The sequence below is a fragment of the Allobosea sp. CRIB-10 genome (genome assembly GCF_900112185.1).
GTDB lineage: Bacteria > Pseudomonadota > Alphaproteobacteria > Rhizobiales > Beijerinckiaceae > Allobosea.
This window is the reverse complement of sequence record NZ_FOKP01000012.1, coordinates 47,283-71,764: the sequence shown is the minus strand read 5'-3', so window position 1 is coordinate 71,764 and position 24,482 is coordinate 47,283. Positions and strand designations below refer to the sequence as shown.

Sequence of the window (24,482 nt, the reverse complement as noted above, 5' to 3'; positions counted from 1 at the left end):
AAGACCATGAGGCTTGAGGGCTGGATCCAACGGAGCGCATGGGCGGGCGCCGTGGCTATGGCAATGGCAGCACCGGCCCTGGCACAGAGCGGCGGTCAGCTTCAGCCTGTCCAGAGCACCCTGCAGACGCTCGTCAACACGCTGACCGGGCCGATCTCGACGTCGCTCGCGGTGCTCGCGGTCATTGCCTGCGGACTCATGGCGTTCGTCGGGCGCCTGACCTGGGGTTTTGCCGGCTCTGTCATCTTCGGCATCGTGCTCGTGTTCGGATCGGCTCAGATCGTCCAGTTCTTCCAGTCAGCGGTCGGCAGGTGATCGCATGGCCGAGGATGTCGACCAGCCGTTGATCACGCCATTGGTGAAGGGCCTGACCCGGCCGCCGAGCCTTCTTGGCGTGCCGTATCAGTTTTTCATGCTGATCGGCGTCGTTTCGGCCGTCGTCTTCCTCGTGACGAAAAACCTCCTGATGCTGCTGACGATCCTGCCGCTCTACGCCATCGGCCGGATCATGATCGTGCGCGATCCGGCGATCTTCGAGATCATGCTGATCCGCGGCCGAAAGGTCCCGCCCCGGAGCAAGGGGTTCTGGGGCGCCACGAGCTACCGGGTCTAGCCATGGCGATTGCGCGGGCGCTGCGTGACGAGCTGAGCTTTGGTGCGGTTTCCCGGCGCGAGAACCCGGTCGCTGCGCATATTCCCTATTCACGGCACGTCTCGGACGAGGCAATCAGGACGGATGACGGCATGCTGATGTCGTTCCTGCACCTCTCCGGCTTCTGCTTCGAGACGGCTGATATCAGCGAGGTCAATTCACGACTGCTCGGCCGCAACGATCTCCTGCGGGCGCTGGGCTCGTCGCGCTACGCGCTCTACACCCATATCGTCCGGCGCGAGGTGAAGCCTTCGATCGCCTCGACCTTCGACAACGATTTCTGCCGCGAGCTCGACGAACGCTATACCGCCGGCCTGCGCCAGCGGCGGATGTTCGTGAACGACATCTACCTCTCCGTCGTCCGCCGGGAGCTTCAGGGCAGCGTCGGCACGGTCGATGTCGTGTTGCGCAAGCTGTTCGGGCGCCACGACGCGGACGGCCGCTCGCTCAGTGAGGAGCAGGCCGTCAACGAATTGTCCGACGTGATGACAGCCATGCGCGAGACGTTGCAGGCCTACGGCGCTCGGGTCCTGCGGGTCGTCGAGCGCGGCGGCGTCTGGCATTCGGAACCGCTGGAATTCCTGGTCCAGCTCGTGAATGGCGGAATGCCGCGCCCGATGGCGCTGCCGCGCATGAAGCTCGCCGAAGCCCTGTCGACGAAGCGGTTGTTCTTCGGCCGCAACGCCGTCGAGATCCGTGGCGCCTCGCCGGAGGACACACGCTTCGGGGCGCTGATTTCGGTCAGCGAATATCCGGCGCTGACTGGCCCGGGGATGCTGAACCCGATGCTGCGGGTGCCGCACGAGTTCATCGTCACGCAGTCCTTCGCCCTCATCGACAAGCCGATCGCGATGACGCAGATCGATCGCGTCGGTCGTCAGATCGAGATGTCGGACGAGGCCGGCTCGGTCGTTGCCGAGCATCTCTCGGATGCGCGCGACGAGCTTCTCTCGTCGGAATCAATCTACGGCCACCACCATCTCAGCGTGCTCTGCCTCGGCCGCGACATGGACGAGGTGACCAAATGCGTCACCGACTGCGGCACGGCACTGACGGATGTCTCGGCGATCTGGGTGCGCGAGGACCTGAACTGCGAGCCGGCCTTCTGGGCGCAACTCCCCGGCAATGCCTCCTATATCGCGCGCTCCTCCATGATCTCCTCGAAGAATATGGCCGGGTTCTCCTCGCTCCATAACTATCCGAGTGGGCAGGCGAGCGGGACGCATTGGGGCACGCCGATCTCGGTTCTCGAGACGACGTCGCAGACCGCGTATTTCTTCAATTTCCACGTCCGCGACCTCGGCAATTTCACAGTCACGGGGCCGTCCGGCTCGGGCAAGACGGTGTTCCTCGGCTTCATCTCCGCCCAGGCCCAACGCGTGCAACCGCGGCCAAAGCTGGTGCTGGTCGACAAGGATCGGGGCCTGGAGATCTTCGTGCGCGCGCTCGGCGGGCAATACGAGGTTCTGCGCGCCGGCGAGCCGACCGGGTTCAATCCGCTGCGGCTCTCCGACAATGGCGCAAACCGCGAGTTCCTGTTCCAGCTCTTCAGCTTCATGCTCCGGCGCGCCGACGGCATCGGTCATTCGACCCGCGAGGAGCAGGTCATCCGCAATGCGATCACGCAGGTCCTGACGGCGCCGCCGGAAGGGCGAACGCTCGACGAGTTCGCCGAGCTGCTGCGCGGCGCCATGCGGGCCGGCGACGACGATCTCTACGCCCGTTTGCAGCCCTGGATCCGCGCGGACCAGCGCGGCTGGCTGTTCAACAACACCGAGGACACGTTCTCGATGTCCGCGATCTTCGGCTTCGACATGACCAGCGTGCTCGACGATCCCGTCAACCGGACGGCGGCGCTGATGTACATCTTCCACCGGCTCGACGAACTGCTCGACGGCCAGCCAGTGATGATCTTCCTCGACGAGGGCTGGCGGCTCCTCGACGACGAGGTCTTCAGTTACTTCATCAAGGACAAGCTCAAGACCATCCGTAAGCAGAACGGGGTCATCGGCTTCGGCACGCAATCGGCGGCCGATATCGTGAACTCCAAGCTCGCGCATACGCTGATCGAGCAATCGGCAACGAACATCTTCTTCCCGAACCCCAAGGCCGACGAGGCGTCCTATGGCGGTGCCTTCCGTCTGTCGGCGCGCGAGGTGCGCTGGATCCGCACCACGCCGGCGGAATCGCGTTCCTTCCTGATCAAGCATGACCAGGACAGCGTGATCGCGCGCCTCAATCTCCGGGGCATGCCGGAGCTGATCAAGGTGCTGTCGGGCCGCACCGAGACGGTCGCCGAGCTCGACGCGCTGCGCGCCCGGGTCGGGGACGATCCGCAGGCCTGGCTACCGGTTTTCATGGGAAGAGACTGATCATGCGGTTCCAGACATTCGCCTTGATGCTGCTGGCAGCGGGGATCGCGGGCCCTACCCTTGCTGCGGTGCCGGTGAATGACGGGGCAATCCTCGACCGGCGCACGGACGAGTCCACCAAGAAGGTCGAGATCAAGCTCATCACCGGCAAGACCCAGACATTTACGCAGGGCATCAACTGCTCTGTGACCAAGCCGAAGAAGGACAATGCGGTCACGAGCCCGACGCAGAAGCCTGATGCGGGCCGCGGCGCGGCGACCCTCGATCGAGCTGACCCAACCATCAAAACGTCGCCGGCTTTCGCCAAGCCGACGACGACCGGGTCCACGAGCACTGGGGCACAGCCGGCGACCGACTGGACGGCCGGGCCGCGCGCTGATCGCGAAGGCACGGGCCAGGTCATCGGCGGCATGGAGACGGTGCAGGCCTCGCTTCAGCCGAACCGCCAGGTCTTCGAACGCATGGGCCGCGAGGTCGGCTCGGACGGTACCCTGATGGAGGCCATGGACCGCAATAGCGCGATCCGCACGCAGACGGGGCTCACCTTCAACGAGGCCATCCACGGCGTGTCTTTTCTCACGCAAGCCTTCAACCTGCCCAATCTTGCCGCCGCCTCGATGTCGAGCCAGGGCACGCGCGGCGTCACGCTGCCGACATCGGCCCGCGGACCGGCTAGGCCGCCACAGACGATCAATCTATGTCCGGCCGGGATGACGGGGGAGGGGACCGCCGCAAGCCCCTGCGTAGCCGCGGGCTGCTCGACGACGCCCTACGGGACGACGCCGGCGTCGGGCTGCGTCGCCCGCCGCTACAACGACACGGCGGGGAATGTCTCCTTTGCGATCGAACGCGAAGCCGCGCGGGCGAATGCCGCGCAACAGCCGCTGTCGAGCGATGAGCTCGTGGCCGCGGTCCGACAGTACCAATCTCGCTGAAGGGAGCGATCGTGATGCGCAAGTCCATCCAGACCCTGTGTGTGAGCGTCGCGGCCGTGCTTTTCGCTGCCGCCGCCTCGGCCCAAACGCCGGTGATCGACAACGCGAACCTGCGCAAGGCGCAGGAGATCGCGACGACGACCAATAGCATCCTCGCTGCCGACCGGCAGATCATGCAGTTCACGCAGAAGACGCTTGCCGCCGTGACCGGCGATCGCACCAGTCAGGCCGGGCAACTCTCCCAGATCGCGCTCGGTGGCGGCAGCTTTTCGATGGGCGGCGCACCCTCCCTTGGCAGCGTGATCTCCGGGGGATCGCTGTCCTTTGCCGGGATGGGCGGCGGCTCGCAGAACATCGTCTCGGGTCTCATCAACGGCCTGCAGCTCGTGAAGACGATCTCCGGCCTGATCAACGGCCAGACCAGCCCCATGGACAAGAGCTATTCGCAGCTCGTCAATACGGCCGGCACCATTACGGGCCTCGTCGACTCCACGCAATCGGGTGTGCAGACCCGCAGCGGATCTTTCAAGCAAGGCGCCGGCATGATCGGCCAGGCCCCGGACCTGAAGGGGAGTGTCGACCAGAACAGTCAGATCATGGTGCAGACCGGCATCACCGTGAACGAGCTGATCGGCGCGGTAAACACGGCGACGGCCGCGGCCAACCAACCCAACATCGACCGCATGACCATGATCTCGCAGGCGACCCGCGCGCTCGAGTACAAGGCGGGGCGATGAGGGGAGGGCGCCTCATCGCGGCCGGCGTCCTTACCGCGCTCATCGGCGGGTGCGCGGTGAAGCCGCTCAAGGCACCGTGCTCGCGCGACGAAGGCCCGCCGATCGTGCCGATGGCGTTTTCATCGCTCGGAGCCGTGTCTCCCGCCGCCTCCGACGAATGCGGTCCGATGCGGCCCGTCAACGCGGCTCCAGCGCGTTAACACGGAGCCGCGGCGCATGAATTTCAACATCACGACGCTGCTCTCGACCGTCGACCGCTTCGGCAACAATTTCGTCGCCCAAGCCTATCAGAACCTCGCCTCCGCCCTGACGGGCGACGGACAGGTCGGCGTCGCGGGGTTGTTGCTGACGCTCTATGTGATCGTCTGGGCCTACGGCATCTGGTCGGGAACCGCGCAGGGCAATCCAGCGGAGATCACGTTCCGGTTGCTACGCGCCTTCGCGATCTATGCGCTGGCGACAAGCTGGAACGATTTTCAGACTTTCGCCTATCAGATGCTGAACGAGGGTCCCTCGGCCATCGGCAACGCGATGCTGACGAGCGTGAGCGCCAACGTCACCGGCACCTCGGCCGGGCTCAACTCGGTCAACGGCGTGCAGACCGGGCTCCAGAACATGTGGGACTCGCTCGCGGGCTCGACGACCAGCTTCATCAAGAATCTCGGCGTGCTCAACTTCGGCGGCTATGTCCTCGGGGCGGTCATCCTGATTTTCGGGGCGCTGCTGGTCGGCTACGCGCTGTTCCTGATCATTCTCGCCAAGATTTTCCTCTGGCTGCTGCTGGCACTCGCGCCGATCTTCATCATCCTCCTGCTGTTCGGCTACACGAGCCGGTTCTTTTCCGGTTGGGCATCCTCGATCGTGCAATATGTTTGCGTGCAGATCCTAGTCTACGGCTTCTGCGCCTTCTTCATCTCGATCAGCCAGAGCTATTTCGACGCGGTCAACCAGGCAAACGCGAAGGTGGCGACGAGCTTCACCGAAGCTGCGCCCCTCGTGGTCATCTGCGTGATCGGCATCCTGCTGCTCTCGCAGATCACGATGGTTGCCGCCTCGATCGCCGGCGGCATCGCGGTCCAATCGCCGCGATTTGGCGGCATGTACTCTCGGATCGGTGCCTTTGGCGCCGCTATGGGCGGCAGCGCGCTCGGACGAAGGCTGCTCGACAGAACGGGTTGGACCACGCCCGCAGAGCGCCATGCGGGGAGGGCGCGCGCGCGTCTCCATTTCACGCAACGGGAGTTCGAACAGAGCGCCGACTACAAGCGCCTGGCGAAGAAACTCACAGAAACCGCATAGCGGTCAGGAACAGGCATGACGGAATTGGTGAGTGAGGCCACGGGAGCGACCCAAGGCAGGGCGCCGCCCTTGCCATATTACACCGACGCGGCGATCTGGGAGAACGACATCGCCCGCCGCAACCGCTGGTCCCGTTCGATCGCCTGGACAATCGCGCTCGTCATGTCGGTGATCGCGGTCGCCGCGCTCGGGGCCCTGGTCCTGGCGCTGCCGCTCAAGACCTATGAACCCTATATGGTGGTGGTCGACCGCTCGACGGGGTTCGTCGAGGTGAAGCGGCCGATGGCCGAAGGGCCGCTGCAGCAGGATGAGGCGATCGCGACCTTCGATCTCGTGCGCTATGTGAAGGCGCGTGAGACCTATGATCCCAAGGCGCTGAAGGACAATTTCGACCTGGCTCAGCTTCTCTCGATGGGCGACGCCTCGCGCGAGCTCGTCGAGATCTACAGCCCCGCCAATCCGCAGAATCCCATCAAGATCCTCGGCTCGAACACGATCGTCGCGGTCAACGTCAAATCCGTCACCTTCCCGAACCAGCGCACCGCGCTCGTCAGATTCTCGACCGACGAGAAATCCCAGACGAACATCGTCACCCGGCACTGGGTGTCGCTGATCCGCTTCCGCTACACCGCGGCGCCAGCCCGCAATGAATATCGTTTCCAGAACCCGCTCGGCTTCCAGGTCCTCGAATACCGGCGTGACCAGGAGACGGTTTCGCCCGAAGGGGGCAGGCCATGACAATCCTCGCGCGCATCAGCGCGCTTGCGGTTCTCATCATACAGGCCGTCGCCTTCGCCCTCCCGGCTGCAGCGGAACTCAGTCCACGTGCAGGCCCTCGCGACAGTCGCATTCGCTATGTCTGGTATCACAAGGACGAGGTCGTCTCGGTGCAAGCCTCCTATGGCGCCTCGACCATGATCACCTTCGCCGAGGACGAGCGGATCGAAACCCTCGGCGCTGGTGACGCGTTGGCATGGCGCATCGAGCCCAACAAGAAAGGCAACGTCCTCTTCGTGAAGCCCGTCGAGAAGGAGGCCCACGCCAATCTCAACGTGCTCACCAACAAGCGCTCCTACGTCTTCATCCTGAAGGGCGAGTTCCGACCGGTCGCGCAGCAGGTCTATTCGATCGTCTTCCGCTATCCCGACGAGGAGGGCGACAACGCCGCCATGATGGCCCAGGCGCGCGAACGCGCCGCGCAGCCCAATCTCCGCAACCTCCGGGCCGAGAATGTGAACTCGGCCTATGGCTACAAGGGTGCCTCCGCCAACAAGCCGCTCGTCATCTTCGATGATGGCGTAAAAACCTTCTTCCGCTTCGATCCGGCGCGCGAGACGCCCGCGATCTATGTCGTCGACGCGGAGCGTAACGAGAGCCTGATCAATTTCCGGCGGGAGGGAGAATATCTCGTCGTCGATCGGGTCAATTACCAGTGGACGCTGCGCAATGGCGACGACGCCATCTGCATCTTCAACATGCGCCTCAACAATGTGAACGAGCCGACGGGTCTGGAGCCTCATGCGCCGCAGCGCATCGGTGGCCCAAAGCCGCGCCCGGTGAGGACCCACAATGCCATCTCCTAATGAGTACCGGGCTCTGGCCGAGGAGGCTGCCGGCAGCGTGGTTGCGGCGCGCGCCTCACGGATCGGGACCTTCGTGAAGGTTGTGGTGCCGGCCGGCGCCGTACTGGTCGCCGGCTGGATGATCTACAGCGCGATGCGTGCCCCCGACCGCCCCTCGATCACAAGCCCGGATACGGAGGATTTTCGGACGACCCAATATCCGGGCCCATCGATCGACACGCCGCGGCCGCAACTCGACAACGGCACCATCACGATCCCGACTGCGCCCGAACCTCCTCCTCCGCCGCCGGCGCAACCACCGACGACAATCGAAGCGCCTCCACCGCCGCCACCACTCCAGCCGCCGATCCAGGAGGCGACCGTACCCGACGACAGCGAAGCGCGCCGGCTGGCCGAGGAGGAGCGGTTGCGCTTGGCTGAGGAAGAACGGAAGAAGTGGGAGCGCCTGCGCGCGGGCCAGCTCGTGGCCGATAGCGGCGGCACAGCCAGCGAAACGAGGGGCACCAATCGCAATGGTTCAGTGACCGCCGGCGCCACCGACAATACCGAAGACGATCCGAACCGTCGCTTCCTGGCCCGCACCGGGCAGGCAGGCGTCGAGATCTCGGAGGCGACGAAAAACCCGCGCATCGACGCTTTGGTCGCGCAGGGAACCATGATCAAGGGCGTGCTTGAGACCGCGATCCAAAGCGATCTCGCCGGCATGGTGCGCGCCGTGGTCTCTGAGAATGTCTGGTCGTTCGATGGCCGCCGTATTCTCATTCCGGCCGGCTCACGCCTGATCGGCGAATACCGCAGCGGCCTGAGCACAGGCCAGACCCGCGTCTTCATCGTCTGGACGCGGATGCTGAGAAGCGACGGCGTCTCCGTGCAGCTCGGCTCGATGGGGACCGACGAACTCGGCCGGACGGGCATGACCGGCATCGTCGACAAGCACTGGGTCGAGAAGTTCGGCTCAGCGATCCTGCTCAGCCTCGTCGGCGGCACGGCGCAGTTCATCGCCAATCTCGGCCAGGACAACCAGTCAGGCCAGAACCAGTACAGCACGATCGATCCCAATACAGGCCAACCGGTGCTCGTGCAGGGCCAGCCGAACCAGAACGCGCTCTATGCGCGGCAGATCGGCGCGCAGCAGGTTTCGATGACGCTGAACCGGATCGCGGAAGAGGCGCTACGCGACTCCATCAGCATTCCGCCGACGATCCATGTCGACCAGGGCTCGCGCATCATGGTCTTCGTTCGGCGCGATCTCGATTTCTCGGCCTTCTATCCGGATCCGGTGAAGGAGGCCTTGCGGGAAATCCGGCTTGAACGATCCCGCGCACGCACTATGAAATAAATCATGAAATAGGAATATGTTCCATAATTCTCATTATGCGAATCGCGACTGAGACCGATGAATGACACCACCCGGACCGTCTTTCTGAGCCGCGCGCTGGAGCCGATCAGGCGCTGGCTCAGCGACGATACGGTCGTCGAGATCTGCGCCAATCGCCCGGGCGAAGTCTGGGTCGAGGTCGCCGGCGGCACCGAAATGGAGCGCCATGCCGTGCCGGAGCTCAACCGCGCCGCGCTACGCCATCTGATGGAACGCGTCGCCGCTTTCAGTGGCCAGTCCGTCAACGAGGAGCATCCGCTACTCTCTGCCGCCCTGCCGGATGGCGAGCGCTTCCAGGGCGTACTGCCGCCGGCGACGACCAATGGCGGCGCCTTCGCGATCCGCAAGCAGGTCGTGAAGGACATGCGTCTCCAGGAGTACCGCAAGCGCGGCTCGTTCGAGGCGATCGATATCGGCGATCCCAATGCGCTGAGCGCGACCGATATCCGGCTCTGCGAGCATCTCGACGCCGGCGAGATCGAGAACTTCATCCGCCTTGCCGTGGCCGAGCGCTATTCGATCCTGCTCTCCGGCGGAACGTCCTCCGGCAAGACGACCTTCCTGAACGCGATCCTGCACGAGGTGCCGCCGGAGGAGCGGATCATCACGATCGAGGACACGCGCGAGGTGAAACCGGTCCAGCCGAACTATCTCCCGCTCGTCGCCTCGAAGGGCGACCAGGGCCAGGCGCGGGTGACGATCGAAAGCCTGCTGCAGGCCGCCATGCGACTGCGACCGGATCGCATCTTCCTTGGCGAGATCCGCGGCGCCGAAGCCTATTCCTTCCTGCGCGCCGTCAATACCGGTCATCCCGGATCGATCACCACCATCCATGCCGATAGTCCGCACGGTGCCTTCGAGCAGCTCGCCTTGATGGTCATGCAGGCCGGCCTCGGCCTGCGAAAAGCTGAGATCATCGACTACATCCGCTCGGTCCTGCCGATCGTCATCCAGCAGACCCGCCGCGGCGGCTGGCGCGGTACCTCCGCGATCTTTTTCAACCGCATGGCCGATTGGCAGGCGGCCAGAAAGGGCCTCGGCAATGGCGCGAGTCTACGCCTTTAGGCTGCTGATCGCGCTGCTTGCGCTCGTCGCCGCCGTCCTGCTGACGAGCCTCGCCTACGAGCTCGTCGCAACAGCGCGCTGGAATCCTGCCCTCGCCGGCGAAGGGAAATCACGTTGGGCGCTCCTCCAGTTCCAGAACAGCCGCCGCGATCCGGGTGCCCTGCTCGTCGCCTGGGAGCATTTTTCGCAGCGGCTCGCCTATCCGGGCACGCGCGAGGAGACCATCCTGCGTGGACTGATCGCCGTTGGCGCAACGCTGGCGCTTGCCGCAGGCATCGCCCTCTTCGCTGTCGTCATGCGCAAGCCCACCCATCATGGCAATGCGCGTTTCGGCACTCTGATCGATGCCGGCCGCAAGGGACTTCTAGCCAGGCAGGGCCTGATCCTCGGCCGGCTGAACGGCGCGACGATCACCTCGGACGATCCCTCCCATGTGCTCGTCGTCGGACCCACCCGATCGGGCAAGGGCGTCAGCTTCGTGATCCCCAACGGTTATAGCTGGCGCGGATCCTCAGTCTGGTTCGACCCGAAGCGCGAGCTGTTCGAGGCCATCGGCGCCCACCGGCAGGCGCTTGGCGACAAGGTGTTCATGTTCTCGCCCGGCGAGCGCGAAACGCATCGCTTCAATCCCCTCGACTTCATCCGCCGCGATGCGCACATGGCAACGGATGCGGCCGTGGTCGCGTCCTTCATCGTGCCGGAGGGAACCGGATCCTCGGAGATCTGGGCCCGGACAGGCCGCCAGCTCCTCACCGCCCTGATCGGCTATGTCGTCGCGAGCCCGCGCTATGAGGGTCAACGCCATCTTCGCGCCGTCACGAACCTGACCGCGACGGGCGTGGAATTCCTGCGCGTGCTGACCAATATCCGCGACGACGAGCAGGAGTTTTTGCCAAGCTGGGTCGTCCAGGGTCTCAACCAGTTCATCGCGCTCGAGAAGGAAACCCGCAACTCGGCCTTCTTCAACCTGACCGCCGCGCTGAACCCGTGGACCAACGATCTCGTCGCGGCCGCGACCGCGAGTACTGACTTCGACATCGCGCAGCTCCGCAAGGATCCGACTGCCATCTTCATCGGCTGCTCGGTCGCGCAGCTCGACATCTTCCGGCCGATCATCAAGATTCTGATCCAGCAAATCCACGATGTGCTGATGACCGCGATGCCGGGCTCAGACGAGCCGCATCAGGTCCTGATCGTGATCGATGAGTTTCGGCAGCTCGGCAAGATGGAGTCGCTGGTCTCCAAGCTCACGATCAATGCCGGCTATGGCTTCCGCATGGTTCTGATCCTCCAGGACCTCGCGCAGCTCGACGAGCTCTATGGCCGGGCGACGCGGCAAACCACCGTCTCGGCCTGCCAGGTCAAGCTCTTCATCCGCATGAACGATCTTGAGACCTCAGAATACGTCTCGAAGATGCTCGGCTCCACCACGATCGAGGTGCGGACCCCGATCATTCGCGCCGGCAAAGGCATCTTCGCCAGCCGCGACAAGAGCGTCAGCTATCAGGAGCGTGCGCTGCGCACCGCCGAGGAATTGCGCCAGATGCCGTCCGACCGCGCGATCGTGCTGGTGCCGAATGCACCGGGCTTCGTGATCGGCAAGCTGAGGTATTTTCGCGACGCACCCTTCAAGGCGATCTATCGGCGGTGTCGTGACCGTCGACTGAAAGTCCCGCCCCTCCCCGCCTGGGAGGTCCAGCCGATCACATCGTTGGCGGAGGTGAAGGCCAAGCTTGCTCGGGAGACCGCCCAGGCGGCCTCCCACCTGCCGATCGACCTCGTCGAGCCCGAGGTGCTGCCTCCCGTCCGATCCAGCCCACCACCCGCGGCGGCCTTCCCGCCAGACCTCGATGGACCGGACACGATCATCGAGGAGCCACCGCTACCGCCAGGACAGGAGGCGGCTCCAGTTCCGGAGCGCCTCGATGAGAGCGATGACGACGAAATCGTCGAGCTCAGACCCGGGCCCCCAACAGAAGCGGCTCCGCTCCCGAAGGTCGCGAACAGTGGAGAGCGGACGAAGGAGCCCTCACCCTCCCCTTCCCGGTTGCTGGCACTGCCGATGCGTCCTGGCGCCCGGAACGTCAGCATTTCCGCCTTGATCCAGGCGAATGCCGATAGGACCGCCACCGAGCAGCTCGAGCTGATGCCGACCGATATGCTGGCCAATCTGAGTGCTGAGGCCCAAGCGGCGATCGACGACGTCAGCCGTCAAATCAAGGATCATGGCGAGGGTCGCAGCGGCTCCTGACGCTTCCTTGGCCGTCCATCGACGGGGTTTGAGGGGGCAGATGCCGGTGGTGTCGGTGCCTGCCCCTCCGCCGAGCGTTCTCGGGGTTTCTGCTTTCAGAATTGCCCGAGGCCGGGAGCCGATGCGCTAAACCCGCGCGATGACGGTGATGTGGAGCATGTTCAGGATCGCGTGCAGCGATCCGAGGCGGGGCAAATCAAGGGCGGGGCTATTGGCCTCAAGCTTCAATGTCGCTGCGCGGTCGTAGACCGCTATGCACTGCTTGTTGGTGATGCGGGACATGTAGATGATCCCGTCGAAGTCGGTTCGATCGTAGAGCTGCTGACTGAACCGCCGCCCCGCCAATTGCGCCTTGGCCCTGACGGCGTCGGTCGAGACGCCAAGAAGGCTTGCCCCCTCGTGCCGAAGGTCGAGCAGGAGCAGGGGCACCGAATTCCGGATTGCCGCTATCGAATAGAGATCGAATTCCTCCTGCAGGATCTCGCGTTTCGTCTTGCGCTCAAAGCGGTCGCGGACGATCGTTTCCGCGACCGCCGTCATCGTATCCTGGGCGAGGTAGAGCAGACGGAACTTGTCCTTCGGGCTTGAGAACCGCGTCTTTCCGAAGCCCATGCCCAAAGGTGTAGCGGCGTGCGCGCGGCCGACAATCCTCACATAGTCGGTGACGTCTTCCCGCACGGCGAGACGTTGCAGAACAACCCTGTCGAGCGTCATTGCGCATGGAAATAGGCGCGGGCCACGTCGACGACCTCGTCGACGCGATCCTGTTTCAGGACGTCGATCGGTTTCCGGCCCGAAAGAGCGGCATTCGGCCTGCTGAGCCAGAACCAGGCGATCCGGGAATTTCCGGCAAGGGTGCTGATCGCGGCGAGGCCTCTGGCAGGACGCCCGTCGACAAATTGCGCGATCGGATAGACGTGGTTCCTCGTCCCCTTCAGCAGGGCGATCACCTCACCGGCGTGATGCCAATGATTGAGCGTCGAGCGGGGGACGCCATAGTCGCGGCTGAGCTCGCTCGCACCGGCAACCGGGCCGGCCCAGTCCTCCAGCCTTCGGGCAACGGCTATGTCGCTCAGCAAGCGTTCCCCCTCTTCACGCGAGACGATCTCACCGAGCCCCTCGCCTTTCGACGGGGCGACGTCCCCCGGCAGGTCGAGTTCGATCTTGCCAGCGGATGGCTCGTCGCTGAAGGCCTTGACCAGCCTGCGGATGCCGCGTGCGAGCTCGCCCTGCCGCTTGCCGAGCTCGCGACGCGCTTCGACAGGAAGATCCACGACAGCAGCAGCCGCGGCTCCGGCGATGCGGGCCGAGAGAGCAAGGGACCCGGCCTCAAAGGCCTTGTCGCTGCGCAGCGCATCCTTCACCTTGCTCGCAACGCGGGCCGCCACATTCGCCTGCCCTGCTCCGTTTCGTTGCATCTGGGAACTGGCCATGGATCACACTCCAACACTGTGTGACCAATATAGGTGAGCGGCCGCCGATTGTCCAATATGTCCAATTTGTGCGATACGATCGAGATGCCCATGGCTATGCCACGGTAACACGACCCGGGTCCGACGCCGGGCGCCCGGTCCAGGGCGTTCCGACGCCCGAATATCAGCCATCACATGCGCTGGCTCGACGGCTTCTCCCTGTCCGATTCCTCGCCCTCGATGGGCCGGGTGTTGATGCCGGTGTCCTGCTGGTGCTTCAGCTCCTGCAAGCGTTCACCCTGAGCGAGGTTGGGATCGAGCCGCTGGTTTGGGTTCTCCGCAAGCGCGCGCGCCGCCTCGACCGCGGCCTGGGCCTCCCGGCGTTCGCGCGCCGCGATCGCCTCGGCATGGTGCGTGGTGGCACGGTCTTCGGCGACCTCCCTTAGCGAGGCAGGATCGATTGCGCCGGAACTCTCCTCCCGCCTCTGCTCGGCGATCGCTCGATCGCGTATGGCCTCGGCCCGTTCGGCCTCGCGCTGCTCAGCCGCCTCGATCTCGCGGGCGCGTGCGATCAACGCGTCGGCATGTGGCCCGAGAAGCTGGCGCACCTCATCCTCGGACATATGTGTCTGTCCGCTTTCCTGATTGGCCTTGAGATCGGTCTGGATTGCCAGCTTCTCCATGGTCGCAGCGGTCCGGCGCAGGAACTCCATCTTCGTCGCGCCCCCCATGACGCCGGCAGCAAGCGCCACGGCCTCGCTAATGTCCTTCAGGTTTTCCCGCATCTCGGCGGCGGTCGCGTCAGCCATGTTCGATGCCTTTCGGTACTGATTGAGCGAGACCAGAATCTTACCCGAAGCGAGGCTTTGCGTCAGCCGCGCAATATATTGAGCCGCAGCCGGATGGTTCGGCTGCGCCTGTGCGACCGCCTGCCAGTCCCGCAGCCCCTCGCCTGCGGCAGCGAGTTGTGACCCGGTCTCCGGCAGCCGAACGGGGTTGATCCTGGCGCGCTGAATGCGCTGCCGCGCTTTCTCGACGACATGCGGATTGGCCTTCGCATAGGCTCGGTCCTGGGCCTCCCGCCCCGCGCGCGGCCGTTCAGCGACGTCGACAATCGCCTTGTCGCGCGGACCGTAGCTCTGCGACGACGCGCGGTAGGCGGCCGAAGTGGCGACGATCTTGAGACCTTGCTGCTGGGCATGAGTCGCATAGACCGCACGCCAGTTCCGCAGGTCGGCCGGGCCCGGCCGCAGTCTCTGCCCGTCCTCGCCCTTGACTGCGACGATGACGTGGACATGCATATGCCCATCGACTTCTTTGTCATCATGAAGCGCGAATGCGAATTTATGCTCGGGGAACAGCTCGTGCAGAAACCCGCGCGCCGCCCGAACCAGCGCCGCCTTGTCCTCACCGGCCTTCGCCGACAGGATCATGTGCATCGTATCGCGTGGCGAGAAGGAACGGAGCGCCTTGCTCCAGGCCTGGGCCGCAGCGCGCACCTGCGGCTCGGTCGCGATCACCTCGCCATCTCCGCCTCGTGCCTTGCCGTCATGGGTCAGCCGAGAGAGCTGGTAGATGACACCAGCCTTGCCGTGGCTCGCCTTGCCAACTGGAACGACATCGACTGCCTCGGCTGGGATACCGATCGCGGCGCCGACACGATCAGCGATCATCTGTCGGGTGGGGGCGCTGAACCGGCGATCGCCCTGCACCCGGGCATCGGAGAGATGAAAACGGTGATGCAGCTTCTCATCGCCGTTCTCGCCATTCACAACGCTGTGTCCGGCCATCGTCGCGACGATGCGGGCGGAAGCCGTACCATCTCCGCGCCGATCGATCCTGTAAGCGTAGCGGTGGCCTGCGAAAGCTGCCTCGACCGCTGCGGCGAGGCGCTCCGGGTCCTTCTCGCCCGCCACGGTTAGCCGGAACATCGCGACATCATCGCTCTCGCGGCGTTTGTCGAAGTCGCGCGCCCAGGTCTTCATTTCAGCGGCAACCGCGTCCTGCGTCGCGAGAATTCTCCCGTCATGTGTTTCCAGCGCTGCCTGGTCCCGCTGGATGTATTGGCCTATCGCCGTGGCCCGCGCGACGCCGTGACCGTAGGAGATCACCTTCAGCACCGCCGGCTGATAACCGGCCGCGAGCAGTCCAGCCGGAGTCGCAGCCCCGGCACTGGGCACGAGCCGCGAAGCCCTCGCCCCACCGGCAACTCGCCGGCCAGCCTTTCCGTGCGGCGGATCCTCCACGTCGAAGCGTGACGCGACGGGACGCGCAGGCATGCCATCGCCCACGGGGAGTCCGTGGGCTTGCCGCGCCGCGATGAATGGCTGTGGCGCGGGATGCCCCTCCCCCGCCCTGGACTGCCGGCGCACGCGGTTCTCCGTCTCCACCGCAAGGCGAGCGAGCATCCGCATCGCCATGCCATGCAAGACGGCTTGGTCGAGGCTCATCCCTTGATCGCCGGCAGATGCGCAGCCCGACGGAGCTTCAGGCCGTGCGCCACGGTCATCGCCGTCAGCTCATGATCGATGGCGCTCACCCGCTCATCCAGGATTTCCCAGATCGGCAATGCCGCTTCCATCGCAGTGGCGCGGCCGGCATGGATCGCGTGAACGAGCTGCGACAGGTTCCGGCCCACCATCCGGACCTGGGATGCAAGCGCTGCGACCGTTCGAGAGTTCTCAGCGGAGAGCGCCGGACCGACATCAAGGCTCGCCTGAATCAGACGCCGCAGGGTTTCTGAACGGCTCAGGCCAAAGGCCCGCGACGCTTCGTCGAGGCACGCGCTCACCTCGGGCGTGAGATCGATACGGGCTCTCTTGCGGTCGTCGGCTCGGATCTTGGTCGCAGACATGAAAGCTCCCTTGGAAGGGAAAGGTGCCGGCGCAGCCGGCCCAGGTCGCCGGCGGCGCGACCTGCCGATCAATTTGGACCCAAATTGAGTATCTTGTCAATTAAATCTCAAAAATACCCGCAATGCACTCATAAATACATCTAACAATCCGACGATAACTTCATTCCATCATTCGACTTGCTGGCCATCCCGTCAACTTCTCATTCTTCTATTCTGTCATTCGCATTGCCGCTCATCGTGTCATTCGCTCATCGCATCACGCTCCCATCCCCTCAGCCGGGACTGAAACGACGTGACTTTTCGGATCTTTGCTTGATATATTGAGCGAATGACGTCATTGCAGAATGGTGGAATGACTCAAGTTCTTTGAAGGAAAAGCGCCAGGTGAGCGAACCTGACAGCGAAGCCCTACAAGTCACGATCGCCTCGCCCAAAGGTGGGGCGGGAAAGACCATGACCACGATCCTGCTCGCCGGCGAGTTCGCGGCCGCTGGACACAAGGTCCTTGTCGTCGATACCGATCCGCAGGAATCCGCCTCGCGCTGGTACCGGAACAGCAAGAAGGTTGGCTTCGCACTACGTGATATCGACCTGGTCTCGGTGACCGATGTCACCGCTCTCGGCGAGACACTGAAGAACGCGCGGCACTACTCCCTGATTCTCGTCGATATCCAGGGGACTGCGAGCGCGGCCATGGGTGCCGCCGTTGCGTATGCCGACTTCGTTGTTATCCCGACCCGCCCACACGTCTTCGATGTCGACAGCTCGCTGGCTCTGGTCCGGCAAATCGAATTGCTCGGAGGGCGGCACCGGACGATTCCGTACGGCGTGCTGATGAACGGCGTGTCGGGCATCGACAAGAACACCATGGCCTTCAGGACGGCACTCGCGCAATTGACGAAAGCCGAGGTGCAACTGTTCGACAGCTATCTGTCGCAGCGGCCTACCTTTGGCGCGATCGCGACGGCAGGCACCCTTTACGAGGTCGACGGCGAGACCAGGCCCATTAAAGAGGCGCGGGATCAGACGAACGCCGTCGCCGCGGAAATCATCAATCGGTTGGGGAGTGCGCGCTGATGGCCGAGGAGCCCGACAAAGCGGTGTCCGCGACCGGCAGCCGGCTACCCTCGTTGCCAAAGAAGCGGAGCTCCGGCCCGTTCCAAAGACTCGAGGAGCTGACCGAGATCGGCGACCCACCACAGGATCTGCGGCTTCAGGCGCAACGCGATCCGCGCAGCCTCGATGTCGGCGGGATGACGAACGATCCCGTTAAGAATGCGAACTCCGACACCCCACCGACATCCGACGCGGCTCATTATCCCGAGCGACCAACGGCCCCCATATCATCGGCCCCGGTCGAGAAGCCCGAGCACATGGTGCTGCAAACGACGGTCCCCATCGACAAGGCGCAGGCCTTCAAGATGCACTGCATCAGAAACCGGACCACGGTTCGTGAAGAACTGCGTCGGCTGGTGGATCAAGTGGTCTCCACCCAACCGACCGAACGCTAGACAGTCGCGTCACAAGGAATGCCCGGATCGTGCCCCGAAGGATTGCGACGCTAGCGACGCCAAACTTCCGCTTCGAGCTGCCTATGACAATCTCAGCCGAAAAGGTGACGCTGGCGTGCGAAAAGTAGCGAAATTCCGTGGATTCCGGCGCGGAGCGTATTCCTCGCCCTACCATCGCCACAAGCCACCTGCGATACCGGACAAGCTTATCAACCTGACTGGAGATTTCTCCCATGACGACCGCAGCCGATATCGCCGACAAGATTGCCAGCGAGCAGAACCTGACCAAGGCACAGGCGAAGGCCATCGTCGACAGCGTGTTCAAGCAAATTACGGAAGCGGCGAAGACCGGGGGCGAGACGAACGTCGCGGGGTTCGGCAAATTCAAGATCAAGGACATGCCGGAACGGGAAGCCCGCAATCCCTCGACCGGTGCGACGATCAAGGTCGCCGCTTCGAAGAAGCTGACTTTCACCCCGGCGAAGGCCGTGAAGGACGCGCTCAACGGCTGAGCCCGCCAAGCGCGCTCAAAGCAAAAGCCTCCCTTAGAAGGGAGGCTCGCTGCTGTAACGGCCCTCGGCTTCCGCCAGCATTACCTCGCGCTCGGCCAGCGCCAGCACCAGCTCCGCCTCGATCTGGCGGCGCTCAGAACGGTCGGTTGCATCCCGCTGCTCGGCGCGCAGTTCCTCGATGTGCTGTTCGATCGTCATCGTCGTCTCCTCGATTGAGTGTGAAAGACGACGCCGGCGGTCATGGTGGGCCGGAGGGGTCAGGGATCGCGCAGCGACCGGCCAAGCCGGCGAGTGGGGGAGCCGATTTTGTCGGCGGGCGCGCGAGCGGCCGGCGGCAAAATTGGGGGCACCGCTCGTCCTTGAGGCCTCCGGACCGCCATGACACTCTTGGACGATCTGAGCAGACTATTTGGGCTCCGGTCGGCACCAGAGAGCCGAAGGCCGGCTCGATGCCGGCCTTCGGCTGAGACACCCAGAATGACGGTCCGGCGCCGGGCCGAAAGCTCCTCGGCGGGTTCCCAAGCGCACTTTCGCGAGCTCAATCTGCGTCCTCACTCGTACGGTTGCAGCATCGATCATGGCGGGCGAAACTCCCTTGCGAGGCGAGGAGGATTTGGATGCGCCGGTTCGAGATCGCAGGCGCCGTACTGAACGAAGACGAGCCGGCGTTTTCCGTGGCGATCGCGGCGGCTTATCGCAATCGCATCCGCCCCCTATGCCTATGCCGCCAGCCCGGCGTTCCGATGTATGTCGCGGCGATGGGCGAGCAGCATGTGATCAAACGCATGCCGCTCAGCGGCGGCCAGCACGATCCGGGCTGCGATTCCTATGAGCCGCCGGTCGACCTATCGGGCCTTGGCCCTCTGATAGGCAGCGCGATCCGGCTCGATCCCGACAGCGGGATGGCCGCGTTGCGATTGGAGTTCAGCCTGACGCGGACCGGCAGCCGGGCTGCGCCGACGCCGGGAGCATCGGAATCGACCTCGGTGAAGAGCGAGGCACGCCGACTATCGCTCCGCGCGCTGATGCACCTCCTCTGGAATGAGGCTGGCCTGACCAAATGGACCTCCGCCTGGGCCGGCAAGCGGCACTGGTGGAACATTCGCTGGCACCTGCTCGAAGCGGCGAAGACCATGCTGGTGAAGGGCGCTCCGTTGAGCGAGATGCTGTTGGTACCGGAACCGTTCCGCGCCGAGAACAGGGATGCGATTGAGCAACGACGGGTCGCCGCACTGAGCGTGATCCAGCCGCAGAGGACCGGTCCGCGAAAGCTCATGGTGCTGGTCGGAGAGGTCAAGGAATTCCAGGCGGCGCGTGGCGGCCACCGGCTCGTCGTCAGGCACTGGCCCGGCTTTCCGTTCCTGCTCGACGACAGGACCTGGGCGCGTGTGCAGGCTCGCTTCGAAGCAGAGCTTGCGCTATGGGCGGCGAATGATGCCTCGCATCTGATCGCGGTCGCAACCTTCGGGCTCAATGCCGCTGGCCTCGCGATTGTCGAGGAGATCGCATGGATGGTCGTGGCCGAGAACTGGATCCCCTACGAATCCGCGCAGGAGTTGCGCCTGGTCGAGGCGCTGGCGAAGACGCGCGAGCAGAGTATCAAGGGCCTGCGATTTGCTTCGCCCGCGGACCAACCGATCGTGGCCGCATTGCTGATGCAGCACCGGCCAAGGCCGCTGGCGCTTTTCGTCGTGCCTGCGAGCGCGGACGAAACCTATGCGGCCGCGCTCGAGGAGATGATCGCCGCTCGGCCCGAGATGGATAGCTGGATCTGGCATGTGGGCCAGGGCGAGATGCCGGCCCTTCCGGCCCGGTAAGATGCCAAAAGAGTGCGCCGTCCGCGCCGAAGCAAATCGCGGCTTCGAAGACTCCCGCTTTCACGAGGACCCAAGCAGCGGGACCCGTTCCCACGAAAAATCCCGGCGGCTTTCGCCGCCGGGCCTTTGTCCTGCCGATCAGAAGGGGATGTCTTCATTTCCCTCGGGCTGGTCGGCTTCGCTCTCGGTCTGGGGCGCCCGGCTCAGGAAGTCGACCGTCTCGGCGATGATCTCGCATCCGTAGCGGTCATTGCCCTGCTGGTCGGTCCATTTCGTGTAGTGGATGCGGCCGCGCACCAGAACCTTCATGCCCTTCCCGCAATGCTCCATGATCGTCTTGCCGAGGCCGTTGAAGGCGGTGATCCGGTGCCATTCCGTGTCCTGGACCCGGTACCCTTTCGCGTCGCGGACGACCTTGCCTTCCGCGTAGCGGGGCCGCGAGGTGGCCAGCGTGAAGTGGGTGATGCGGGTGCCACCTTGGGTGGTGCGGGCTTCCGGGTCCTGGCCGATGTTGCCGGCGAGAATGACGATGTTCTGCATGGTAGGTCTCCGTTGCTTCTCGGAGGGACCATCCCTCCGACGAGACCCGGCCAAGGCCGTCGGGAGACTCCTGCAACTGCTGGCCTGACAGCAGCTTGCCCTTAAGGCCCGGAGTGGTGCGGGCAGCCGCGCGTGCGCGGCAACACGGTCCGGAGCCGCGGGGGTTGCCGGAGAAAACCGAACGGACTTAGGGGATCAGTCAGTCGGAGGGATTGGTGCCTCTGAAAGCGCACAGACGGAGACGTTCAGCCGATCCATCGCCTTCGACGGCAGCGATGAAGCGGCAGGCCTGTTTCACGCCCACCACCCGAAGCGGCTCCCACCTCTACGATCTTCCCAGCTACGTCAGCTGATCGGTCGCAAGGCAAGGTCCTCCGGGAAGGCAGCGAAGCCGGTCATCGGGTTCAAGGCGCGGATCGGCATCGCTCTGGCTCGACGCATACCCGCTCGGCGCAGGAGCATTGCGGAGGGCTCTGACAGAAATCCTGCGTCTGCATCCACTCTACCAAGTGGGCCGCTCGCCGGCATAGCGCCGGGCGGACAGCCAGATCCAAGCAGATGATGGGCTCCCTCGCGCACCGAGAGTTTCAGATCGACAGCAGCGACCAGGCCTCCAAGAAACGGAGATCCTGACCGAGCAGGGGGCAAGGCTGGCGGCAAATGTCCTGGCAGGGTTCCCCGAAAACGACCGATCGCGGAGAGCCGGTCGGTTCGGAGCGGACCTCATGCCGTCGCGCGGTGCAGGAGGATCGTCATGCGGATGAGTGGAGACCGCCTGCGGGCTCCGGGAGCGCCCCGCAGGGCGCGAGTAGAACTGCCCCAGGGGCTCGCCCAAATTCCGATGGAGGACGCCTCGCGGATTCTGGCAATCCGGCTCCGATCCCGCGTTCCAATGATGTCCTGGCGCGATGGACCTTTTATGCAAATCTTCCATCCCGTATCCGGCGCTATCCCTGCGACGCAGCCTCGGGAAAGTTAGAGCGCAGATACTCGTTCGCAGCTTCCGGCGTCGGGAACGAGGCCAATTCCTTCTGCGCTTCGTCGGGCCGCTGCGGCTGGCGAACCAGCAAAATCTGTTCGCCTCCGAGATGAACCACGGGCCGCTCGCGGAACCGGAGCCATTCGGCTGGCTCTGTCGCAAACTGCTGCACGAGATTGGCTGTGGTATGATGGCTGCTCCGCATTGTGGGAGTCGTTCGATGTTCAAAGGCCGCCATTTCGACCGTTCAGTGATCCTGCTGTGCGTGCGGTGGTACCTGGCCTACAGCCTCAGCCTGCGCGACCTGGAAGAGATGCTGACCGAGCGTGGGGTCAGCGTCGATCATTCGACGATCCATCGCTGGGTCGAGCACTTTTCGCCGCGGCTGCTCGAACGCTTCAATCGGCGCAAGCGCGCGGTCACCGGCAAATGGCATGTCGACGAGACCTACATCAAGGTCCGGGGTCGCTGGATGTATCAGTATCGCGCCATCGACAGTGTCGGCGATACGGTGGAGTTCTGGTTCAGCGAGCACCGTGACCTGCCGGCGGCCAAACGCTTTCTGCGGAAGGCGCTTGCGCGCCATGGCCGGCCTGATCGCATCGTGATTGACGGCAGCCAGACCAACCGGGAGGCGATCATCGCCTGCGACACCGAAAGCCGGCTGCTGGATCGACCCCGACGACCGCTGAAACGGATCGGGATCCGGCAGAGCCAATACCTCAACAACCGGATCGAACAGGATCACCGGAGGATCAAGCGACGGGCTCGGCCAATGCTGGGGTTCAAGTCCTTTGGCTCGGCGGCGATCACGCTGGCTGGCATCGAGATGGTTCAGATGATGCGCAAACGCCAAGGACGCTTCGCCTTCAATCCGGCTCCGACGCTGAAAGAACAATTCGAGGCCATCGCCGCCTGAAGACCGTCTTCACCGGCCCTCGCTCCGGCTCGAAACAAAATTTGCGACAGAACCATTCGGCTTGCTTGGCCTCAGCCAGCGCGCAGGCTGCATCATAGTCGGCGGCGGTTCCGAGATATGTCGAGCGATCCCACGTGCCTCCGTTCAGGCACCGCACGTCGATGCGGCCGTCCGCTCGCGTGACGCCGTAAGGTCGGTCCCACCACTGATCGAGCTGCGCCTTGCTGCGATCTTCGTTCGCGGTGGCGTCGAAGGCCTTTGGCAGTTTCGGGTCGAGTGGAATCCGGTTCGGCATCTGCAACCTCGCTTGATAGAGAATTTGCCAGAGAATGAGGTGACTTGGGAGGGCAAAATTCGCGGCCGGCGCCGAAAGGCTATTGCCGAAAGAACCGGAGAGACCGTGTCGACAGCAATGTGCGAACTCGTCTGGTCCGAAAGCGGCGCTTACGCGCCGCCGTCGAACTTCATAACGGGGATGCCGAGCTTGCGGGCCTTGTCCGCGAGGTTGTCCTGGATCCCGGTACCGGGAAAATGGATGACGCCGATCGGCATGGTGTCGAGGATGGCGTCGTTGCGGCGGAAAGGAGCTGCCTTGGCGTGTTTGGTCCAGTCGGGCTTGAAGGCGACCTGCGTGACCCTGCGGTTGTCGGCCCATTTGGCGGCGATGAGCTCGGCGCCCTTCGGGCTTCCACCGTGCAGCAACACCATGTCGGGATGCTTGGCGTGAACCTGATCGAGCTTGGCCCAGATCAGGCGGTAATCGTCGAAATCGAGACCACCGGTGAAGGCGATCTTGGGTCCGGCAGGCAGCAGCACCTCGTTCTGCGCGCGCCTCTTCGCGGCGAGGAAATCCCGGCTGTCGATCATCGCGGCGGTGAGGTTGCGATGGTTGACCATCGAGCCCGTGCGGGGGCGCCAGATCGAATGGGTGTTGCGCTCGAAATGCTCGGCGGCCTGGTCGCGCATCAGCTCGAAGGCGTCGCGCCGTTCGAGAAGCGTCTGCCCCTCGGCCGTCAGGCGCTCAAGCTCGGCGGACTTCACCTCGGAGCCGTCCTGCTCCCGCTGAAGGCGGCGTTGGGCGACTTCGTTGTCGTCCAGCTCGCGCTCAATCCGGTCGGTCGCGCGATGGAAGAGGTTGACCGTGCCCCAGAGCAGCTCTTCGAGATCGGGTTCGAGGCGGGTGTCGGAGAGCGCCACCACGAGGGCATCGAAGATGTCGGCGATGCTGCCGGCGACGATGTTGCCTTCGGGGAGCGGCCGCGGATCGGGTTCGCCCTGGAAGGGACGATAGCCGTAGAGCGCGAGTTCCTGCAGGACGTGATCGGTCGGGGAGGCGCCGTGGTGCGGCTCGTAGGTGGTGCCGTGTTCGTCGGTCATGGCGGTCTTCCTTCGGCTCGAAGCCGCGCCCATCGCGGCCTTCATGGCGGCGGAGGCGGCGGACGGGACGGACCTGCACCTGAAGTGCAGCGAAAGGCCGGAACGCAGTGGAGGATGGTGAAGGCCGGCGATTTTGCTTCGCGATGCAAAGCGTCCGCAGGACGCGGCGGAAAATCGTCGGCCGCAGCCATTGCCTGTCCGTCTCGGCTGACGCCCGATCGCCCTCTCAGAAGGCCGTGGGTGCGGCCTCGCAGGCCCGAAGACCTCTGTCATCACCGTGATCTCTCAC

General features: G+C 64.3%; 24 protein-coding genes. 16 read left to right on the top strand and 8 right to left on the bottom strand.

What is annotated here, in order from left to right; all coding sequences use genetic code 11:
• Positions 1–6 precede the first annotated feature (6 nt).
• The 11 genes from BMZ69_RS16135 to BMZ69_RS16080 all read left to right on the top strand — a co-directional run bounded on the left by BMZ69_RS16135 (position 7) and on the right by BMZ69_RS16080 (position 12,272).
• Entirely contained in the window at positions 7–315 is a 309-nt protein-coding gene (locus BMZ69_RS16135; protein ID WP_092158355.1) for a TrbC/VirB2 family type IV secretion system protein, read from the top strand.
• A gap of 4 nt (positions 316–319) precedes the next feature.
• Positions 320–613, top strand: a complete 294-nt coding sequence (locus BMZ69_RS16130; protein WP_092158353.1) for a VirB3 family type IV secretion system protein — start codon at positions 320–322, stop codon at positions 611–613.
• A 2-nt stretch (positions 614–615) separates the two neighbouring features.
• Entirely contained in the window at positions 616–3,024 is a 2,409-nt protein-coding gene (locus BMZ69_RS16125; protein ID WP_092158351.1) for a VirB4 family type IV secretion/conjugal transfer ATPase, read from the top strand.
• Between the two features lie 2 nt (positions 3,025–3,026).
• Positions 3,027–3,959, top strand: a complete 933-nt coding sequence (locus BMZ69_RS16120; protein ID WP_092158349.1) for a hypothetical protein — start codon at positions 3,027–3,029, stop codon at positions 3,957–3,959.
• A gap of 14 nt (positions 3,960–3,973) precedes the next feature.
• Entirely contained in the window at positions 3,974–4,696 is a 723-nt protein-coding gene (locus BMZ69_RS16115; RefSeq protein WP_092158347.1) for a conjugal transfer protein, read from the top strand.
• A 216-nt stretch (positions 4,697–4,912) separates the two neighbouring features.
• Entirely contained in the window at positions 4,913–5,995 is a 1,083-nt protein-coding gene (locus BMZ69_RS16105; protein WP_092158343.1) for a TrbL/VirB6 family protein, read from the top strand.
• Between the two features lie 15 nt (positions 5,996–6,010).
• Positions 6,011–6,733 (top strand): VirB8 family type IV secretion system protein, encoded by a 723-nt coding sequence (locus tag BMZ69_RS16100; protein WP_092158341.1) that lies wholly within the window; start codon positions 6,011–6,013, stop codon positions 6,731–6,733.
• Positions 6,730–7,578 carry a P-type conjugative transfer protein VirB9 gene (gene virB9 / locus BMZ69_RS16095; RefSeq protein ID WP_092158339.1) on the top strand — a complete coding sequence of 283 codons (849 nt, stop codon included), beginning with the start codon at positions 6,730–6,732 and terminating at the stop codon, positions 7,576–7,578. The genes BMZ69_RS16100 and virB9 overlap by 4 nt, the downstream gene beginning before the upstream one ends.
• The gene (gene virB10, locus BMZ69_RS16090; protein WP_092158337.1) at positions 7,565–8,917 is read left to right on the top strand and encodes a type IV secretion system protein VirB10; all 1,353 of its coding nucleotides are present in this window, start codon (positions 7,565–7,567) and stop codon (positions 8,915–8,917) included. The genes virB9 and virB10 overlap by 14 nt, the downstream gene beginning before the upstream one ends.
• 57 nt (positions 8,918–8,974) lie before the next feature.
• Positions 8,975–10,021 carry a P-type DNA transfer ATPase VirB11 gene (gene virB11, locus BMZ69_RS16085; protein WP_092158335.1) on the top strand — a complete coding sequence of 349 codons (1,047 nt, stop codon included), beginning with the start codon at positions 8,975–8,977 and terminating at the stop codon, positions 10,019–10,021.
• Positions 9,999–12,272 (top strand): type IV secretory system conjugative DNA transfer family protein, encoded by a 2,274-nt coding sequence (locus tag BMZ69_RS16080; RefSeq protein ID WP_092158333.1) that lies wholly within the window; start codon positions 9,999–10,001, stop codon positions 12,270–12,272. The genes virB11 and BMZ69_RS16080 overlap by 23 nt, the downstream gene beginning before the upstream one ends.
• Before the next feature lie 126 nt (positions 12,273–12,398).
• Here the strand turns inward: BMZ69_RS16080 and BMZ69_RS16075 are convergent, their stop codons facing one another.
• From BMZ69_RS16075 to BMZ69_RS16060, 4 genes are all read right to left on the bottom strand, one after another.
• Positions 12,399–12,986: an RES family NAD+ phosphorylase gene (locus BMZ69_RS16075; RefSeq protein WP_092158332.1), complete on the bottom strand. Its 588-nt coding sequence runs from the start codon at positions 12,984–12,986 to the stop codon at positions 12,399–12,401.
• A complete protein-coding gene (locus BMZ69_RS16070; protein WP_092158331.1) occupies positions 12,983–13,705 on the bottom strand; it encodes an antitoxin Xre/MbcA/ParS-like domain-containing protein in 723 nt (240 codons plus the stop codon). The genes BMZ69_RS16075 and BMZ69_RS16070 overlap by 4 nt, the downstream gene beginning before the upstream one ends.
• Before the next feature lie 170 nt (positions 13,706–13,875).
• Positions 13,876–16,134: a relaxase/mobilization nuclease domain-containing protein gene (locus tag BMZ69_RS16065; protein ID WP_092158329.1), complete on the bottom strand. Its 2,259-nt coding sequence runs from the start codon at positions 16,132–16,134 to the stop codon at positions 13,876–13,878.
• On the bottom strand, positions 16,131–16,538 hold the full coding sequence (locus tag BMZ69_RS16060; RefSeq protein WP_175506828.1) for a hypothetical protein: 408 nt from the start codon (positions 16,536–16,538) through the stop codon (positions 16,131–16,133). The genes BMZ69_RS16065 and BMZ69_RS16060 overlap by 4 nt, the downstream gene beginning before the upstream one ends.
• A 384-nt stretch (positions 16,539–16,922) precedes the next feature.
• On the opposite strand from BMZ69_RS16060, the gene BMZ69_RS16055 reads away from it, so the two are divergent.
• From BMZ69_RS16055 to BMZ69_RS16045, 3 genes are all read left to right on the top strand, one after another.
• Positions 16,923–17,615, top strand: coding sequence for a ParA family protein (locus BMZ69_RS16055; RefSeq protein WP_244543398.1), 693 nt, complete (start codon positions 16,923–16,925; stop codon positions 17,613–17,615).
• A complete protein-coding gene (locus BMZ69_RS16050) occupies positions 17,615–18,049 on the top strand; it encodes a hypothetical protein (protein ID WP_092158325.1) in 435 nt (144 codons plus the stop codon). The genes BMZ69_RS16055 and BMZ69_RS16050 overlap by 1 nt, the downstream gene beginning before the upstream one ends.
• A gap of 233 nt (positions 18,050–18,282) precedes the next feature.
• Positions 18,283–18,561, top strand: coding sequence for an HU family DNA-binding protein (locus BMZ69_RS16045; RefSeq protein ID WP_092158323.1), 279 nt, complete (start codon positions 18,283–18,285; stop codon positions 18,559–18,561).
• A 33-nt stretch (positions 18,562–18,594) separates the two neighbouring features.
• Here the strand turns inward: BMZ69_RS16045 and BMZ69_RS31610 are convergent, their stop codons facing one another.
• Positions 18,595–18,759 carry a hypothetical protein gene (locus BMZ69_RS31610; protein ID WP_175506827.1) on the bottom strand — a complete coding sequence of 55 codons (165 nt, stop codon included), beginning with the start codon at positions 18,757–18,759 and terminating at the stop codon, positions 18,595–18,597.
• Positions 18,760–19,178: 419 nt separating this feature from the next.
• Here BMZ69_RS31610 and BMZ69_RS16040 point away from each other — a divergent pair, with 419 nt between their 5' ends.
• Positions 19,179–20,378, top strand: a complete 1,200-nt coding sequence (locus BMZ69_RS16040) for a DUF1173 domain-containing protein (RefSeq protein WP_092158321.1) — start codon at positions 19,179–19,181, stop codon at positions 20,376–20,378.
• A gap of 138 nt (positions 20,379–20,516) precedes the next feature.
• On the opposite strand, the gene BMZ69_RS16035 is transcribed toward BMZ69_RS16040, so the two are convergent.
• The gene (locus tag BMZ69_RS16035) at positions 20,517–20,918 is read right to left on the bottom strand and encodes a single-stranded DNA-binding protein (RefSeq protein WP_092158319.1); all 402 of its coding nucleotides are present in this window, start codon (positions 20,916–20,918) and stop codon (positions 20,517–20,519) included.
• Between the two features lie 1,199 nt (positions 20,919–22,117).
• On the opposite strand from BMZ69_RS16035, the gene BMZ69_RS16025 reads away from it, so the two are divergent.
• Entirely contained in the window at positions 22,118–22,816 is a 699-nt protein-coding gene (locus BMZ69_RS16025; protein ID WP_092158315.1) for an IS6 family transposase, read from the top strand.
• Here the strand turns inward: BMZ69_RS16025 and BMZ69_RS16020 are convergent.
• Together BMZ69_RS16020 and BMZ69_RS16015 are read right to left on the bottom strand one after the other, a co-directional pair.
• On the bottom strand, positions 22,767–23,111 hold the full coding sequence (locus BMZ69_RS16020; RefSeq protein ID WP_210188037.1) for a hypothetical protein: 345 nt from the start codon (positions 23,109–23,111) through the stop codon (positions 22,767–22,769). The genes BMZ69_RS16025 and BMZ69_RS16020 overlap by 50 nt on opposite strands.
• Positions 23,112–23,260: 149 nt before the next feature.
• Positions 23,261–24,193, bottom strand: coding sequence for a DUF2493 domain-containing protein (locus BMZ69_RS16015; RefSeq protein ID WP_092158313.1), 933 nt, complete (start codon positions 24,191–24,193; stop codon positions 23,261–23,263).
• Positions 24,194–24,482 lie beyond the last annotated feature (289 nt).

What these genes read in the sequence shown, in the direction of transcription:
- BMZ69_RS16135 (WP_092158355.1), top strand. Translation starts at nt 7, where the DNA reads ATGAGGCTTGAGGGCTGGATCCAACGGAGCGCATGGGCGGGCGCCGTG.
- BMZ69_RS16130 (WP_092158353.1), top strand. Translation starts at nt 320, where the DNA reads ATGGCCGAGGATGTCGACCAGCCGTTGATCACGCCATTGGTGAAGGGC.
- BMZ69_RS16125 (WP_092158351.1), top strand. Translation starts at nt 616, where the DNA reads ATGGCGATTGCGCGGGCGCTGCGTGACGAGCTGAGCTTTGGTGCGGTT.
- BMZ69_RS16120 (WP_092158349.1), top strand. Translation starts at nt 3,027, where the DNA reads ATGCGGTTCCAGACATTCGCCTTGATGCTGCTGGCAGCGGGGATCGCG.
- BMZ69_RS16115 (WP_092158347.1), top strand. Translation starts at nt 3,974, where the DNA reads ATGCGCAAGTCCATCCAGACCCTGTGTGTGAGCGTCGCGGCCGTGCTT.
- BMZ69_RS16105 (WP_092158343.1), top strand. Translation starts at nt 4,913, where the DNA reads ATGAATTTCAACATCACGACGCTGCTCTCGACCGTCGACCGCTTCGGC.
- BMZ69_RS16100 (WP_092158341.1), top strand. Translation starts at nt 6,011, where the DNA reads ATGACGGAATTGGTGAGTGAGGCCACGGGAGCGACCCAAGGCAGGGCG.
- virB9 (WP_092158339.1), top strand. Translation starts at nt 6,730, where the DNA reads ATGACAATCCTCGCGCGCATCAGCGCGCTTGCGGTTCTCATCATACAG.
- virB10 (WP_092158337.1), top strand. Translation starts at nt 7,565, where the DNA reads ATGCCATCTCCTAATGAGTACCGGGCTCTGGCCGAGGAGGCTGCCGGC.
- virB11 (WP_092158335.1), top strand. Translation starts at nt 8,975, where the DNA reads ATGAATGACACCACCCGGACCGTCTTTCTGAGCCGCGCGCTGGAGCCG.
- BMZ69_RS16080 (WP_092158333.1), top strand. Translation starts at nt 9,999, where the DNA reads ATGGCGCGAGTCTACGCCTTTAGGCTGCTGATCGCGCTGCTTGCGCTC.
- BMZ69_RS16075 (WP_092158332.1), bottom strand. Translation starts at nt 12,986, where the DNA reads ATGACGCTCGACAGGGTTGTTCTGCAACGTCTCGCCGTGCGGGAAGAC.
- BMZ69_RS16070 (WP_092158331.1), bottom strand. Translation starts at nt 13,705, where the DNA reads ATGGCCAGTTCCCAGATGCAACGAAACGGAGCAGGGCAGGCGAATGTG.
- BMZ69_RS16065 (WP_092158329.1), bottom strand. Translation starts at nt 16,134, where the DNA reads ATGAGCCTCGACCAAGCCGTCTTGCATGGCATGGCGATGCGGATGCTC.
- BMZ69_RS16060 (WP_175506828.1), bottom strand. Translation starts at nt 16,538, where the DNA reads ATGTCTGCGACCAAGATCCGAGCCGACGACCGCAAGAGAGCCCGTATC.
- BMZ69_RS16050 (WP_092158325.1), top strand. Translation starts at nt 17,615, where the DNA reads ATGGCCGAGGAGCCCGACAAAGCGGTGTCCGCGACCGGCAGCCGGCTA.
- BMZ69_RS16045 (WP_092158323.1), top strand. Translation starts at nt 18,283, where the DNA reads ATGACGACCGCAGCCGATATCGCCGACAAGATTGCCAGCGAGCAGAAC.
- BMZ69_RS31610 (WP_175506827.1), bottom strand. Translation starts at nt 18,759, where the DNA reads ATGACGATCGAACAGCACATCGAGGAACTGCGCGCCGAGCAGCGGGAT.
- BMZ69_RS16040 (WP_092158321.1), top strand. Translation starts at nt 19,179, where the DNA reads ATGCGCCGGTTCGAGATCGCAGGCGCCGTACTGAACGAAGACGAGCCG.
- BMZ69_RS16035 (WP_092158319.1), bottom strand. Translation starts at nt 20,918, where the DNA reads ATGCAGAACATCGTCATTCTCGCCGGCAACATCGGCCAGGACCCGGAA.
- BMZ69_RS16025 (WP_092158315.1), top strand. Translation starts at nt 22,118, where the DNA reads ATGTTCAAAGGCCGCCATTTCGACCGTTCAGTGATCCTGCTGTGCGTG.
- BMZ69_RS16020 (WP_210188037.1), bottom strand. Translation starts at nt 23,111, where the DNA reads ATGCCGAACCGGATTCCACTCGACCCGAAACTGCCAAAGGCCTTCGAC.
- BMZ69_RS16015 (WP_092158313.1), bottom strand. Translation starts at nt 24,193, where the DNA reads ATGACCGACGAACACGGCACCACCTACGAGCCGCACCACGGCGCCTCC.